We start from the raw sequence: 14,998 nt of genomic DNA, 5'->3' as shown, positions 1-14,998 counted from the left end.
GGAGCAGCTTGAATGAACGAAACCATCAAACAAAAATTAACACTGCTGCCTGATCAGCCTGGCTGCTACTTGATGAAGGACCGTCAGGGAACGATCATATATGTAGGAAAAGCTAAAATACTAAAAAATCGTGTACGGTCCTATTTTACCGGGTCACATGACGGTAAAACACTGAGACTCGTCAACGAGATTGAGGACTTTGAATATATTGTTACCTCATCAAATATTGAGGCCCTATTACTTGAATTAAATTTAATTAAAAAATATGACCCCAAATATAATGTGATGCTGAAGGATGATAAAACCTATCCGTTCATCAAATTGACAGCGGAAAGACATCCGAAACTAATCATTACAAGAAAAGTCAAAAAGGATAAAGGAAAATACTTTGGTCCGTATCCTAACGTCATGGCGGCGAATGAAACAAAAAAGCTGTTAGACCGAATCTACCCATTACGAAAATGCTCTACCCTTCCAGACCGGGTATGTTTGTACTATCATTTAGGTCAGTGCCTGGCACCATGTGTTAACGAAGTACATGAAGAGCAATACAAACAAATGACGGACGAAATCACCCGCTTCCTAAATGGGGGATTTAAAGAAATAAAAAATGAACTAACTGAGAAAATGACCAGTGCTTCTGAAGAATTAGACTTTGAGCGGGCAAAAGAATACCGTGACAAGATTATTCATATAGAAACGATTATGGAAAAGCAAAAAATTACGATGACTGATTTTACCGATCGTGATGTGTTTGGCTATGCTGTCGATAAAGGATGGATGTGTGTTCAAGTCTTCTTTGTACGCCAAGGAAAACTCATTGAACGTGACGTTTCCATGTTTCCTATCTACAATGAGCCGGAAGAGGAAATACTAACCTTTCTAGGTCAATTTTATGAAAAATCGAATCATTTTAAGCCAAAGGAAATTCTAATTCAGGATGAAATCGATTTAAATCTCGCTGAACAGCTTCTTCAAGTTAAAGTCCTAAAACCTCAGCGTGGTCAGAAAAAAGACCTTATAAAAATGGCCATTAAAAACGCAAAAATAGCGTTAAATGAGAAATTTTCCCTGATTGAAAAGGATGAAGTAAGGACTATCAAGGCTGTTGAGAATCTTGGCGAGCTTATGGGGATTTATACCCCGCATCGAATTGAATCCTTTGATAATTCAAATATTCAAGGGACAGATCCTGTTTCTGCGATGGTAGTCTTTATTGATGGGAAGCCTAATAAGCGTGAATACCGAAAGTATAAGATTAAATCGGTTAAGGGACCTGATGATTATGAATCGATGCGTGAAGTAACAAGAAGAAGGTATTCTAGGGCTTTAAAAGAGCAACTGCCGCTTCCGGACCTCATCATTATTGACGGCGGAAAAGGACATGTGGAGGCTGTCCGGGACGTTTTAGAAAATGAACTGGGTTTAGATATACCGCTTGCTGGATTAGTGAAGGATGATAAGCACAAAACATCTCAGCTTTTATATGGGAATCCGCTTGAAATCATCCCTCTTGGGAGAAACAGCCAAGAATTTTATTTACTTCAAAGAATTCAGGACGAGGTTCACCGTTTTGCAATTACTTTTCATCGTCAAACACGTGGAAAAAGTGCGTTTCAATCGCTGTTGGACGACATTCCAGGTGTCGGTGAAAAACGTAAAAAGCAGCTGCTAAAGGAATTTGGCTCGGTTAAAAAAATGAAAGAAGCTACATTCGAAGAGTTCAGAGCCATCGGCATTCCAGCTCAAGTCGCGGAAGAATTAATAAAAAAACTTCAATCATAGACATTGTCAGAAAAATTCCGCTATGCTATAATAATTGAAAATTATATTACTATCACTTTTTAATACTAAAGTGAAGGTAGAGGTGCGAGCTTCAATAGTAGTGATTCGGAGAAGAGTGAGCTTCAGTGATGAATCATGAAAGGGGATGTTCGCCGAAGTGAAGAAAGTCTCATATCTTTCTTTGCTGGTCCTGTATTGAATAAATGCCGGATTGTCAAGGCTTAATGCCTTGGAGAGCTATCTTACATTGTAGACGCAGAATTTTTTTGTGTATTCAAGCAATGAGATGCCCTCTCATTGCTTTTTTATTTTTTTTGCGGGGAAACATATAATGATAGCTAAACCTATAACTGAAAGCAGGGGAAAAAATGGGTTTAATTGTACAAAAGTTTGGTGGTACTTCGGTTGGTAGTGTGGAAAGAATTCTTAATGTAGCACAACGAGTAAAAGATGAAAGTGATCAAGGAAATCAGGTAGTCGTGGTCGTTTCAGCAATGGGGAAATCCACGGATCAGCTGGTAGATCTTGCAAAAGAAATTTCAGCCGTTCCTAACAAACGGGATATGGATATGCTGTTGAGCACAGGAGAACAGGTGACGATTGCCTTATTGTCAATGGCACTCAATGAACAGAATCTTCCTGCCGTTTCGTTTACTGGCTGGCAGGCGGGAATTGTCACTGAGCCTGTTCATGGAAATGCCCGCATTACAACAATAAATACAGAGGCTGTAAAGAATCAGCTTGATGAAGGTAAGGTCGTCATTGTTGCAGGTTTCCAAGGTATTACAGAAAATGGTGAGATTACTACTCTTGGTCGAGGCGGCTCTGATACGACGGCGGTGGCACTTGCTGCAGCACTAAAGGCGGATAAATGTGATATTTATACGGATGTAACGGGTGTATTCACTACTGACCCTAGATATGTGAAGAGTGCACGTAAATTACAGTCCGTATCTTATGATGAAATGCTCGAGCTAGCCAATTTAGGTGCTGGGGTACTGCATCCCAGAGCGGTAGAATTTGCAAAAAATTATCAAGTCAAACTAGAAGTTCGCTCAAGTATGGAGAGAGTAGAAGGAACAGTAATTGAGGAGGAAGCGTCAATGGAACAAAACCTTGTAGTCCGTGGAGTGGCATTTGAAGATGAAATAACGAAGGTAAGTGTGTTAGGACTTGCGAATTCTTTAACAAGCCTATCAACCATTTTTACAACGCTTGCTGAGAATCATTTGAACGTCGACATTATTGTTCAAAGCACAACAGAAGCGGAAACATCAAATCTCGCCTTCTCCATCAAAACTCAGGATCTTATGGAAACATTAAATGTCCTTGAAAATAACAAGGATGTACTAAACTATGAACAGCTTGATGCAGAAAATCAACTGGCGAAAGTTTCCATCGTGGGGTCAGGGATGATTTCGAACCCTGGAGTAGCCGCAAAAATGTTTGAAGTTCTAGCCGAAAACCAAATCCAAATAAAAATGGTCAGCACTTCAGAAATTAAAGTCTCAGCCGTAGTGGAAGAAAAACACATGCTTAAGGCAGTAGAAGTACTTCACCAAGCATTTGGTCTTTCAGCAGACAGCGAATAATAAGAAAAAGCTTTCATCGGTAGACCCTGATGAAAGCTTTTCTGCATACTAAATAGTATCTTTACGATCCCATTTGACGGTAAATAGGACTTTATTTGATTTTTTTACCGGGTGTTCGAAGGTTTCGGTGATGACTTGTTTTTGGAGTTCGATTTGTTGAGCTAGAAAGCCAGCTTCAATTTGAAAATAGTGCTCAGCTTTTGATTTTACCCGCGAAACGATCAGCGGGCTGACTAGTTCAAATTCAATTTCATCTTTACGCTCTTTTTTTATTTCGAGCTGCCCCCATGAGGCTTTTGAGAAAAAATCGATGATTTCATCAAGGCTATTTAATGGATGGCTGCGAGCTAATCGTTTCCCAGCCCAGTAAAGAATTTCTGGTGTGTCTTTTCCTAAGATTTCCGGCAATATGAATTCACGAATCAATTCATATCCAAACAGTGAAATATTTCTTGGTTCATTCAATTGTAAAGTAAGTTCGACGGCAGTGCTTTCATTCATTTTGCTTCCCCTCTTTCTACCATTCTATTATATACAATTACGGCTTTAAGTTAAGAACACTTTTTACAAAATGTAGTGTAAAGCGTTAGAGTGGTAAAGGATTGTTATTTTGCAATATAATAGCGTGTCTTTCATGATAATTATCTTTCCCATTTTAGACAACAGACTATGGATATAATTTAATTATTTATTGTAATTCTACTGGATTGTATACAAGATAATTCCAATTGCAAGAGGTTAACTTATAATTTATTATAATATCAATATATTTAAAAAATTTAATTTTTATATAATTTTTGTGTATCCGTTTTCTTGACGCTAATACCTGATGGGAGTAAAATGGACATGTCACATAATTGTCACAGTGGTGGTAAGTTTGAAATTTTTACAAGAAAAATAGTTGAAGGCTTAACATCATGTTAAAAATTTAAGGGGGGTTAATTATGGCGGGGAATCGTGAGTTTTTGAATCGAAGATTGCATTCTTTACTAGGAGTAATTCCTATAGGTTTATTCCTTGTGCAGCATTTAGTAGTCAACAATTTTGCTACAAGAGGTCCTGAGGCCTTTAACAATGCGGCAGATTTTATGGGGAACCTTCCTTTTAGAATTGTCCTAGAAACAGTAATTATTTATTTACCAATTTTATTTCATGCAATCTATGGCCTTTATATTGCTTTTACTGCAAAAAATAATGCCGGAAAGTATGGATATTTCAGAAATTGGATGTTCTTATTACAGCGTGTTTCTGGTGTCATTACGTTAATCTTTATTACATGGCACGTATGGGAAACTCGTGTTGCAGCAGCTTTCGGTGCACATGTTAACTATGACATGATGGCGGATATCCTTTCTTCACCATTCATGTTTGGTTTCTATTTAGTTGGTGTCATTTCAACTATTTTCCACTTTGCAAATGGTTTGTGGTCATTCTTGGTTAGCTGGGGTATTACTGTTTCCCCACGTTCACAAGTAATTTCAACATATTTTACCATTGGTGTTTTCATTATCCTATCAATCGTGGGAATTAGCACACTTTTAGCATTTGTTTAAAAAATCAACTTCATACACTGTGTTGAAAAATATCGGATTTTTGGATTAAGGGAGTGAGTCACAATGAGTAAGGGTAAGGTGATCATAGTTGGTGGCGGCTTAGCCGGCTTAATGGCAACCATCAAAGTTGCAGAAGAAGGAACACCCGTAGAATTATTTTCACTTGTTCCAGTTAAACGTTCCCACTCCGTTTGTGCCCAAGGTGGTATGAATGGAGCAGTAAATACAAAAGGTGAAGGGGATTCACCATGGATTCACTTTGATGATACCGTATATGGCGGAGACTTCTTAGCCAACCAGCCTCCAGTTAAGGCTATGTGTGAGGCAGCACCTGGTATCATTCACTTAATGGACCGGATGGGGGTTATGTTTAACCGTACTCCGGAAGGACTATTAGATTTCCGCCGCTTCGGTGGTACTCAGCATTCAAGAACTGCCTTTGCTGGTGCAACCACAGGTCAGCAGCTGCTTTATGCATTGGACGAGCAGGTTCGCCGTCATGAAGTAGCAGGATTAGTAACCAAGTACGAAGGCTGGGAATTCTTAGGAGCAGTTGTAGATGACGATGGAGTTTGCCGAGGGATCGTTGCTCAAAACCTTACATCGATGGAGATTAAATCCTTTGCTGGTGATGCAGTTATTATGGCAACAGGCGGCCCTGGAATCATCTTCGGAAAAACAACGAACTCTGTAATCAATACAGGTTCAGCTGCATCTATCGTGTACCAGCAAGGTGCATATTACGCAAATGGTGAAATGATTCAAATCCACCCAACTGCCATTCCTGGTGATGACAAGCTACGCCTAATGAGTGAATCAGCACGTGGTGAAGGCGGACGTGTGTGGACCTATAAAGACGGAAAACCTTGGTATTTCTTAGAAGAAAAATACCCTGCTTATGGAAACTTAGTACCACGTGATATTGCAACACGTGAAATTTTCTCTGTCTGTGTGGATCAGAAGCTGGGTATTAATGGCGAAAACATGGTATACCTAGATCTTTCACACAAGGATCCAAAGGAATTAGACATTAAACTTGGCGGTATCATTGAAATCTATGAAAAATTCATGGGTGACGATCCGCGTAAAGTTCCGATGAAAATTTTCCCTGCTGTACACTATTCAATGGGTGGGCTATGGGTTGATTACGACCAAATGACGAACATTCCTGGCCTTTTTGCTGCAGGTGAGTGTGATTATTCACAGCACGGTGCCAATCGTTTAGGTGCAAATTCATTACTATCTGCTATTTATGGCGGTATGGTTGTTGGACCAAATGCGGTTAGATATATCAAAGGTCTTGAAAAGAGTTCAGATGCTATTTCTTCTACTTTATTTGACCGTCATGTCAAGGAACAAGAAGAAAAGTGGACTTCCATTATGTCATTAAATGGTACGGAAAATGCGTACGTTCTTCATAAAGAGCTTGGCGAATGGATGACGGATAATGTGACCGTTGTGCGTCACAATGACAGGCTATTAAAGACAGATGAAAAGATTCAAGAGTTATTAGAACGTTATAAAAATATTAACATTCAAGATACAAGTAAATGGAGCAATCAAGGTGCAACCTTTACGCGTCAGTTACAAAACATGCTTCAACTGGCACGTGTTATCACGATCGGTGCTTACAATCGTAATGAAAGCCGCGGTGCACATTATAAGCCTGAATTCCCGAACCGTGATGACGAAAACTTCTTAAAAACAACTATGGCGAAATTTGTTGATAGCACATCTGCACCAGCTTTCCATTACGAGGATATTGACGTTTCCTTAATTAAGCCTCGTGAACGCAACTATGCAAAAAAGAAAGGGGAGTAGGAATACATGTCTGAAAATAAAACAGTAAAATTTATTGTTACCCGTCAAGATAGTCCTGATTCTGCTCCTTATGATGAAGAGTTTGAATTAGCTTATCGTCCGAATATGAACGTAATTTCTGCTTTAATGGAAATTCGCAGAAACCCTGTTAATACAAAAGGACAAGCTACTACTCCGATTACTTGGGATAGTAACTGTCTTGAAGAAGTTTGCGGTGCTTGTTCAATGGTGATTAATGGGAAGCCGCGCCAATCATGTTCAGCACTTGTTGATCAATTGGAGCAGCCAATCCGTCTTGAACCAATGAGAACATTCCCAGTTGTACGTGACCTTCAGGTTGACCGAAGCAGAATGTTCGATGCATTAAAGAAAGTAAAAGCTTGGATTCCAATCGATGGAACATACGATTTAGGACCTGGTCCACGTATGCCAGAGAAAAAGCGTCAATGGGCTTATGAACTTTCAAAGTGTATGACATGTGGTGTGTGCCTGGAAGCTTGTCCGAACGTAAACAGCAATTCAAGCTTTATTGGACCTCAGCCGCTTTCACAAGTACGTTTATTCAATGCTCATCCAACTGGTGAGATGAATAAAGCTGAACGCTTAGAAGCAATTATGGGGGATGGCGGACTTGCGAACTGTGGTAACTCACAGAACTGCGTGCAGTCATGTCCGAAAGGAATTCCATTAACCACATCGATTGCAGCATTAAACCGTGATACAACATTCCAAGCATTTAGAAACTTCTTCGGAAGCGATCAGGTATAATACAAAGATTCTTTAAACCTTCTTTTCTATTACGAAAAGAAGGTTTTCTTTTCTTTTTGGATAGGACTTTTAGACTGCCTTTGGTATACTAATAGTAAGATCTTTTCAAAGTTGGGAAAAGGATGGTATATAGGGTGAAGAAGCTACCGTTACTTATTATATTGGCAGGACTGGTTGTAATTGGAATCGGGGTTTGGCAAATCGTTGAGACGAACTTTATGAGCGACGCTTCACTAAAAGAAGCTAAAAGAATAGTAGCGCAGGCTGAGTCTAATTATGATGCAGAAGAACCTTTTAAGAATCCTAAAAAAATCGATCCGCCTAAATTCGGTGATACGGTCGGTTTGTTAACCATACCTAAGATTAAATCTGAACTAGCAATTGTTGAAGGTACCGACCCGAATGATTTAAAAAAAGGAGTCGGTCATTATAAAGGTTCATACTTCCCGAGTGAAAATGGACAGATTGTGTTATCTGGACACCGTGATACGGTGTTTCGCCGTTTAGGTGAGCTTGAACCTGGAGATATTTTTGAAGTACACATGCCAAACGGGAAATTCAAATATGAATTAACAAATACTAAGATTGTTGACGCTGAAGATCGGTCAATCATTACATTACAAAATACAAAGGAAGAATTAATCGTAATCACCTGCTATCCATTCCGTTTTGTTGGAAACGCTCCACAACGCTATATCATATATGCTAAACCAATTTAAAGTCCTTTTAACAAAAGGACTTTTTTTATTAATTTTTTTCATAAAATTATTCTCCTTCAAGCATTTCTAGTCACTCTAGGTGTGTTATTCACATAAGATATCCTGACTAAATATATACCCACCATACGGTTCATAACTGGCGAAGGCAAGGAGGGTCACAATACTTGAAGGAGAATGAATATACTCACAAGCCGTTACTCACCAAACGTGAAAGAGAAGTATTCGAACTCTTAGTACAGGATAAAACTACTAAGGAAATCGCTGGTGAATTATTTATAAGCGAAAAGACGGTTCGAAATCATATTTCCAATGCTATGCAAAAGCTTGGTGTAAAGGGGCGTTCACAAGCAGTTGTAGAGCTCCTTCGTATGGGAGAGCTAGAACTTTAATCATGACCGGCTTCCTGCGGGAGGCCGGTTCATGTTTTTGTAAGGGGTTTTTTACAAAAATTGGATATATACATATGAGTTTGCGGTGGGATATGTTTCAACTTGAAATTTTAGCGAAAAAAGTAGAAAATAGAGCAAGATGAAAGAACGGGTAAAGTCTACGAAAATTAGGCATAGGGAAGCCAATATAGGAGTGTTATAGAGATGACTGTGGAAGATACACAAAAGCTCAGCGCGGAAATTGTCGCTAGAATAGAAAAAGATTTGCGTTATATATCAGGTATTATTAAGCAGAAAGGCAGAGAAATGCTTAGCCATTATAAAATAACCCCGCCGCAGTTTGTAGCACTGCAGTGGCTTTTTGAGGATGGTGATATGACCATTGGAGAGTTGTCTACTAAAATGTATTTGGCCTTTAGTACGACAACTGACCTTGTAGACCGGATGGAAAAAAACCAGCTGGTCGTCAGGGTAAAGGATCCTAAGGACCGCCGTGTCGTCAGAATCCACTTACTTGAAGAAGGCGAAAGAATAATAGATGAAGTCATAAAGAAACGTCAAGTTTACTTAGAGGAAGTTTTGACTAATTTCTCAGTAGAAGAAATTCAACAACTTCAAACCAATTTAATGAAATTGCATCAAGACATGCGTTAAAAATGAGGCGAAAATTTTGAAACAACCCATTGGTGTTATAGATTCCGGAGTTGGCGGATTAACGGTTGCCAAAGAGATTATGAGACAGCTTCCGAATGAAAAAATAATATACTTAGGAGACACGGCAAGATGCCCGTACGGCCCTAGACCTCTTAAAGAAGTTAAAAGATTCACCTGGGAACTAACTACATTTTTGTTAGAAAAAAAGATTAAAATGCTTGTCATAGCCTGTAATACTGCTACGGCGGCTGTCCTGGATGAGATTAGAAATGAGCTGAGTATACCAGTAATCGGGGTAATTTACCCTGGAGCACGCACCGCTATCAAGCGGACAAAGAACTTTCGGGTAGGGATTATTGGTACAGAAGGTACAATCAAGAGCGGTGCTTATGAAAAAGCCTTAAAAGCACTGAACAGCCGGTTATTTGTTACTGGACAAGCTTGTCCCAAGTTCGTCCCCCTCGTGGAGAGTGGTGAGTATGATGGAGAAATTGCAGAAAGAATCGTCATCGAAGCCTTAAAACCATTGCAAAATCAAAACCTAGATACCCTTATCCTCGGGTGCACCCATTACCCGCTGCTTGAACCGCTTATTCAAAAAGTGATGGGTGATGGTGTGAATGTAATCAGCTCTGGAGATGAAACGGCAAGGGAAATTAGTGCCATTCTTCAGTATAACAATATCCTCGAATCCGATGAGGTCGAACCGCTGCATGAATTTTATACAACAGGCTCAAGGTATATCTTCTCAAAAATTGCCTCTCAGTGGCTCGGAGTACCTATAAGTAATGTCAAAAAGATTAAATTATAATTAAGTTCCTATTAAAGGAGCTTATTTTTTTTGAAAAAAATAAAAGTAATGTCCTAATTTTCTTTCTAAAGACGGTCTAATTATTTTCATAGGCTCGTATACATGTTAGTACAAACTGTCTTAGGAGGGAAAAAATATGTCTAAAAATAAAGTAAAACCCCTAGTTACAGCCGTTTTTGCTTCAACACTTCTATTATCGGGGTGCGGTTTGTTCGGAAGTGAAGTGCAGAAAAAGGTGGATCCGCCAAAAGAGGTTACCGTAACCGATACAAACCCGACTAAGGAAACCACAGGTAAGAGTGAAGAAGTCGAAGGAACAGTGAAAACAGAGTTATACTTAATTAATAAAGACGGGTTAGTGGTGCCTCAAACACTAACATTGCCGAAAACTGCTTCTGTAGCGAAGCAAGCTTTAGAATACTTAGTTGCAAACGGACCTGTTACTAATATGCTTCCAAATGATTTCCGTGCGGTACTGCCAGAGGATACTCAGGTTTCCGTTAACATTAAAGATGGCGTTGCGGTAGTGGACTTCTCGAATGAGTTTAAGAACTATCAGCCTGAAGATGAGAGAAAGATTCTTGAAGCGGTAACCTGGACACTTACACAGTTTGATACAGTGAATAAGGTAAAGCTTCAAATGAATGGGCATGATTTAAACGAAATGCCTGTTAATGGAACACCAATCAGTGAGAATCTATCCAGAACTACGGGTATCAATCATGATACAGCCGGCGTGACGGATATTACAAACACAAAGCCAGTGACCGTCTATTACATCGGCGGTGAAGAAGGATCTTACTATTATGTACCTGTTACGAAACGGGTTAACACAAGCGAAAAGAATAATATCGTCGCCGTTGTCAATGAACTGGTTAAAGGACCAAATGTAAAATCTAATTTGGCTTCAGAGTTTATGCCTGATGTGGAACTTTTAGAAGCTCCGAAAATTGAAGATGGAAAGGTAACGTTAAACTTCAATGAATCTATCTACGGAAGCTTTGAAGAAAAAATTGTTTCTGAACATTTACTGAACGCGCTCGTTCTTTCATTGACCGAACAAAAAGGTATTGAAAGTGTTGCAATTACGGTAGATGGTAAGGCAGAGTTAGAGACAGATAAGGGTGAAAAATTATCGGAACCTGTTACTCGTCCAGAAAAAGTCAATACAGGTAGTTTCTAAAAATTGATTTTTGATATACTATATAGTGACAATCAGAGAGGGTGCCTTTCGGGCTTCCTCTTCTTTATTTGATTTTTTTATGGCGGGAAAGATGTTCTCGCCATTAAGGAGGAAATGGTAGTGCGTGTCGATGGTAGAGAAAGACTGCAATTAAGACCAATACATATTGAAACTGGTTATTTAATGCACCCGGAAGGATCAGTTCTTATTTCCGTGGGTAATACAAAGGTAATTTGTACTGCAAGTATTGAGGAGAGAGTTCCTCCTTTTATGAGAGGTGAAGGCAAAGGCTGGATAACAGCTGAATATTCCATGCTGCCGCGTGCCACGGAAACTAGAAACATTCGGGAATCTTCAAAAGGTAAGGTCACTGGAAGAACGATGGAGATTCAGCGTTTAATTGGACGAGCCTTAAGAGCCGTGGTCGACTTATCTGCACTAGGGGAAAGAACGGTATGGATTGATTGTGATGTCATTCAAGCAGACGGAGGAACAAGGACCGCTTCTATTACTGGAGCTTTTGTTGCCATGGCAATCGCCCTTCATCGACTTGGAGAAAAAAAGGGTGCGAAATTTCCAATTACAGATTACTTAGCTGCTACAAGTGTTGGAATCTTAAAAAATAACGAAACCGTTCTAGATTTAAATTACGCGGAAGATTCTAAAGCATTAGTAGACATGAATGTGGTTATGACTGGGAATGGTGAATTCGTAGAATTACAGGGAACTGGCGAAGAATCTACTTTCTCGCACCAGCAGCTTCTGGATCTTTTAGGTGCAGCTCAGGAAGGACTTATGGAGCTATTCGAACATCAGAAAAATGCGTTAGGGGAAGAAATTACATCTAAAATTGAAGCGAGACGAAAAAAATAAGGGGATACGGAGTATGATGGAAGTAATTATTGCAACCAAAAATCCAGGTAAGGCAAGAGAATTTGAACATATCTTTGCACCGAGAGGAATCGCAGTTAAAACACTTCTAGATTATCCTGAAATTGAAGATGTTGAAGAAACAGGATCTACCTTTGAAGAGAATGCAATTTTAAAAGCGGAAGCAGTATCGAAGACATTAAATAAAATGGTTATTGGCGATGATTCCGGCCTAATCGTAGACGCATTAGAAGGCAGACCAGGTATTTATTCAGCACGATATGCCGGTGAGCCTAAGAACGATCAGAAAAATCTCGAAAAGGTTCTGACCGAATTAAAGGGAGTCTCCGAAGAGGATCGTACGGCAAGATTTTATTGTGCCCTGGCAGCAGCTATGCCAAGCAAAAAAACCGTTACTGTGTCTGGGACATGTGAAGGGCGAATTCTCGAGGAGGAGCGAGGATCAAATGGCTTTGGCTATGACCCTGTTTTTTATGTGCCAGACAAAAGCCGTACTATGGCAGAACTAACTTCAGACGAAAAGAATAAAATAAGTCATCGAGCCAATGCTTTGAAAAAGCTTGAAGGTATGTTAGATGCTATTATGGAAAGAGCGGAAAAATCATGAGCAAAGTTCTCATTGTTAGTGATAGCCATGGTTTAACGAATGAGCTCAAAATGTTAAGAGAGCGGCACATGAACGAAGTAGATTTAATGATTCATTGTGGCGATTCTGAAATGATGCCTGACGATGAAGTGATGAATGGTTATTTGACTGTGAAGGGAAATTGCGATTTTGGCAGCTACCCATTGGAAACGACAACAGAGATTGCTGGACGTAAGTTCTTTGTTACTCATGGTCACAAGTATTCAGTAAAGTCATCATTAATGAACTTACAATACAAGGCAGCAGAGGTGGGAGCAGATATTGCCTGTTTCGGACACTCTCATATATTGGGAGCAGAAGTGATTGGGGATACGCTGTTTTTGAACCCTGGCAGCATACGAATGCCCAGGGGACGTTTGGAAAAAACATATGTCGTTTTAGAGTTATTAAATGATAAAATCAATATGACTGTTTACGACATTAGTGGACGAGAACTCAAAGATTTAGCGTTTGAATTTGCTTTGCCAACTAGATGAGGGAAGATTTTTTTCTTCCCCTCATTTTATTTTTAAAAAAGTTTTAAAATGCTGTTGACTTTCATATATTTGGATTATATAATAAATCTTGTCTTTGAAATACTTATTACGTCCCAGTAGCTCAGCCGGATAGAGCATACGCCTTCTAAGCGTACGGTCGGGAGTTCGAATCTCTCCTGGGACGCCATTTAACTACATACCAAAAGACATTACTCACCTTTTTAGAAGGTGAGTTTTTTTGTTTCTAGTGGATACTTGAAACGTCAGGAAGGGATTGTGCCGGTAAATTGGGATGAGCAAGATTACGGGAACAATCAGAGGGGATTGTTCCCGTAAATTGGGATGAGCAAAATTATGGGGACAATCAGAGGTGAATTGTGACCATAAATTTCAATCAACAAAATTACGGGAACAATTAGGTGCGAATAGTGCCCGTAAATAGTAATCCGCAAAAAAACGGGAACAATCTAGCACCCTATTGCAATGGTAAGTTTTTTGTTTTTTAGACAATTCATGCTACACTATTTTCCATACAGAAGCAGAGGACGGTATGAAGTATGAAAAAACGGGAACGAGCGAAACGGAAAGATAATGTCATATTCCTTCCCGGACTCGAAAAGAGATTGACGGATAAGGGGCTTGAGAGCCTGCAAAACAAGAGGTATCAAGAAGCGATCACATTGCTTGAGGAAGCAAAGGAACATGACCCCGAAAATAGTGATATATTAATAGGTCTGGTGCTCGCTTATTTTGAAGCAGGAGCCTACATAAAAGCGAGAGACCTGGCAAATGAAATGCTGCTAAAAGGAATTGGGGATTATTTTCATATGGTCGATCTGTATCTGACCATCTTAATACAGCTTCATGAATACCAGGAGATCGTCTCAACGATTGAAGCCCTGTTTGACGAAAAAGAGATTCCGCCGGAGAGGCATGATCATTTCCTCACCATACTGCAATTTAGCAAACGAATGGCTGACAACAGTCAGCAGGAAATAATGGAAGAAGCAAAAGAAGAGACGCATCTCAAAAAGCTTAACCTATCTTCACTAAAAACTTTAAATGAGCAAATGCTTGCCATTTCAAGTTTAGCAGAAAAAAATATACGTCCCTTCTTAGATGAAATCAAGGAGTATCTAAACTCCGAGTCAGGCCACCCATTCTTAAAAACTATACTGCTTACCCTATTAAAAGAGCAGGAATATGATAAGGAAATTTCCGTCAAAAAGTTTAGTGAAGACTTAAGTGTTGTGCCAACGGAACTACCAGATATTCAAACACAGCCGAAAATGAAGGAAATAGAAAAGATACTAGAAACAAAACTAGAAAATAGTGACCCTGTTTTATTTGAAAATATGAAAGGGATGGTAGAAAGAATCTTCTTTATTGCGTATCCTTTTGAACTTAGGCCTGAAGCCGTGTCGGCCTGGGCAGCAGCTTTTCACTTGCTGGTACTAGATTATTTTGGTGGAGATCCGGATATGGATGATATTTCAGCTGAGTATGAGATTAGTCCTATAACAATAGAGCAGGCACTCGTCAAAATCAAAGAATTAGAAGAAATTTCTTATCCCAATATATAGGTAACTGTGTTGAAAGAAAATAATCCTGTGTTATAATGTAAGGGTTGCATTGTGTAAAAACTATCTTTTACATAAAAATAGAGGGTAATTTATTATCCTGCCAAATTCGTTACGAATGAAATGATAA

General features: G+C 39.3%; 15 protein-coding genes, 1 tRNA gene and 1 riboswitch. Of the genes, 15 read left to right on the top strand and 1 reads right to left on the bottom strand.

From position 1 onward, the window contains the following. The first annotated feature begins 12 nt into the window (after nucleotides 1-12). Both uvrC and QNH29_RS23525 read left to right on the top strand, forming a co-directional pair. Nucleotides 13-1,785, top strand: a complete 1,773-nt coding sequence (uvrC, locus tag QNH29_RS23530) for an excinuclease ABC subunit UvrC (RefSeq protein ID WP_283861715.1) — start codon at nucleotides 13-15, stop codon at nucleotides 1,783-1,785. Nucleotides 1,786-1,854: 69 nt separating this feature from the next. Beyond that, a riboswitch (Lysine riboswitch) is annotated at nucleotides 1,855-2,033 on the top strand. Between the two features lie 120 nt (nucleotides 2,034-2,153). Continuing rightward, nucleotides 2,154-3,377, top strand: coding sequence for an aspartate kinase (locus QNH29_RS23525; protein WP_283861714.1), 1,224 nt, complete (start codon nucleotides 2,154-2,156; stop codon nucleotides 3,375-3,377). 48 nt (nucleotides 3,378-3,425) lie between these two features. Here the strand turns inward: QNH29_RS23525 and QNH29_RS23520 are convergent, their stop codons facing one another. Beyond that, nucleotides 3,426-3,878, bottom strand: a complete 453-nt coding sequence (locus QNH29_RS23520) for a YslB family protein (protein WP_283861713.1) — start codon at nucleotides 3,876-3,878, stop codon at nucleotides 3,426-3,428. Nucleotides 3,879-4,321: 443 nt separating this feature from the next. Here QNH29_RS23520 and QNH29_RS23515 point away from each other — a divergent pair, with 443 nt between their 5' ends. The 13 genes from QNH29_RS23515 (at nucleotide 4,322) to QNH29_RS23455 (ending at nucleotide 14,871) form a co-directional block, all read left to right on the top strand. Further along, nucleotides 4,322-4,930: a succinate dehydrogenase cytochrome b558 subunit gene (locus QNH29_RS23515; RefSeq protein ID WP_283861712.1), complete on the top strand. Its 609-nt coding sequence runs from the start codon at nucleotides 4,322-4,324 to the stop codon at nucleotides 4,928-4,930. A 63-nt stretch (nucleotides 4,931-4,993) separates the two neighbouring features. Next, nucleotides 4,994-6,751, top strand: a complete 1,758-nt coding sequence (sdhA, locus tag QNH29_RS23510; protein ID WP_283861711.1) for a succinate dehydrogenase flavoprotein subunit — start codon at nucleotides 4,994-4,996, stop codon at nucleotides 6,749-6,751. Nucleotides 6,752-6,757: 6 nt separating this feature from the next. After that, the gene (gene sdhB, locus QNH29_RS23505; protein WP_283861710.1) at nucleotides 6,758-7,519 is read left to right on the top strand and encodes a succinate dehydrogenase iron-sulfur subunit; all 762 of its coding nucleotides are present in this window, start codon (nucleotides 6,758-6,760) and stop codon (nucleotides 7,517-7,519) included. Nucleotides 7,520-7,653: 134 nt separating this feature from the next. Continuing rightward, the gene (locus tag QNH29_RS23500; RefSeq protein ID WP_283861709.1) at nucleotides 7,654-8,238 is read left to right on the top strand and encodes a class D sortase; all 585 of its coding nucleotides are present in this window, start codon (nucleotides 7,654-7,656) and stop codon (nucleotides 8,236-8,238) included. Nucleotides 8,239-8,402: 164 nt separating this feature from the next. Continuing rightward, on the top strand, nucleotides 8,403-8,627 hold the full coding sequence (gene gerE / locus QNH29_RS23495) for a spore germination transcription factor GerE (protein WP_009796032.1): 225 nt from the start codon (nucleotides 8,403-8,405) through the stop codon (nucleotides 8,625-8,627). A gap of 204 nt (nucleotides 8,628-8,831) precedes the next feature. Further along, nucleotides 8,832-9,281, top strand: coding sequence for a MarR family winged helix-turn-helix transcriptional regulator (locus QNH29_RS23490; RefSeq protein WP_283861708.1), 450 nt, complete (start codon nucleotides 8,832-8,834; stop codon nucleotides 9,279-9,281). 16 nt (nucleotides 9,282-9,297) lie between these two features. Beyond that, a complete protein-coding gene (gene racE / locus QNH29_RS23485) occupies nucleotides 9,298-10,092 on the top strand; it encodes a glutamate racemase (RefSeq protein ID WP_283861707.1) in 795 nt (264 codons plus the stop codon). Nucleotides 10,093-10,228: 136 nt separating this feature from the next. Then, complete coding sequence (locus QNH29_RS23480) at nucleotides 10,229-11,275, top strand: GerMN domain-containing protein (protein WP_283861706.1); 1,047 nt, start codon at nucleotides 10,229-10,231, stop codon at nucleotides 11,273-11,275. Between the two features lie 120 nt (nucleotides 11,276-11,395). Continuing rightward, nucleotides 11,396-12,148 (top strand): ribonuclease PH, encoded by a 753-nt coding sequence (gene rph, locus QNH29_RS23475; RefSeq protein WP_283861705.1) that lies wholly within the window; start codon nucleotides 11,396-11,398, stop codon nucleotides 12,146-12,148. Nucleotides 12,149-12,161: 13 nt separating this feature from the next. Then, complete coding sequence (locus tag QNH29_RS23470; protein WP_283861704.1) at nucleotides 12,162-12,773, top strand: XTP/dITP diphosphatase; 612 nt, start codon at nucleotides 12,162-12,164, stop codon at nucleotides 12,771-12,773. Continuing rightward, the gene (locus tag QNH29_RS23465; protein ID WP_283861703.1) at nucleotides 12,770-13,288 is read left to right on the top strand and encodes a metallophosphoesterase family protein; all 519 of its coding nucleotides are present in this window, start codon (nucleotides 12,770-12,772) and stop codon (nucleotides 13,286-13,288) included. The genes QNH29_RS23470 and QNH29_RS23465 overlap by 4 nt, the downstream gene beginning before the upstream one ends. A 110-nt stretch (nucleotides 13,289-13,398) precedes the next feature. Continuing rightward, nucleotides 13,399-13,475 (top strand) — tRNA-Arg (locus QNH29_RS23460). Nucleotides 13,476-13,845: 370 nt separating this feature from the next. After that, nucleotides 13,846-14,871 (top strand): tetratricopeptide repeat protein, encoded by a 1,026-nt coding sequence (locus QNH29_RS23455; RefSeq protein ID WP_283861702.1) that lies wholly within the window; start codon nucleotides 13,846-13,848, stop codon nucleotides 14,869-14,871. Nucleotides 14,872-14,998 lie beyond the last annotated feature (127 nt).

The organism is Neobacillus sp. DY30 (assembly GCF_030123065.1).
GTDB lineage: Bacteria > Bacillota > Bacilli > Bacillales > Cytobacillaceae > Neobacillus.
Note: the sequence above shows the minus strand (reverse complement) of the source record. Positions and strands in the feature narration are given on the sequence as shown.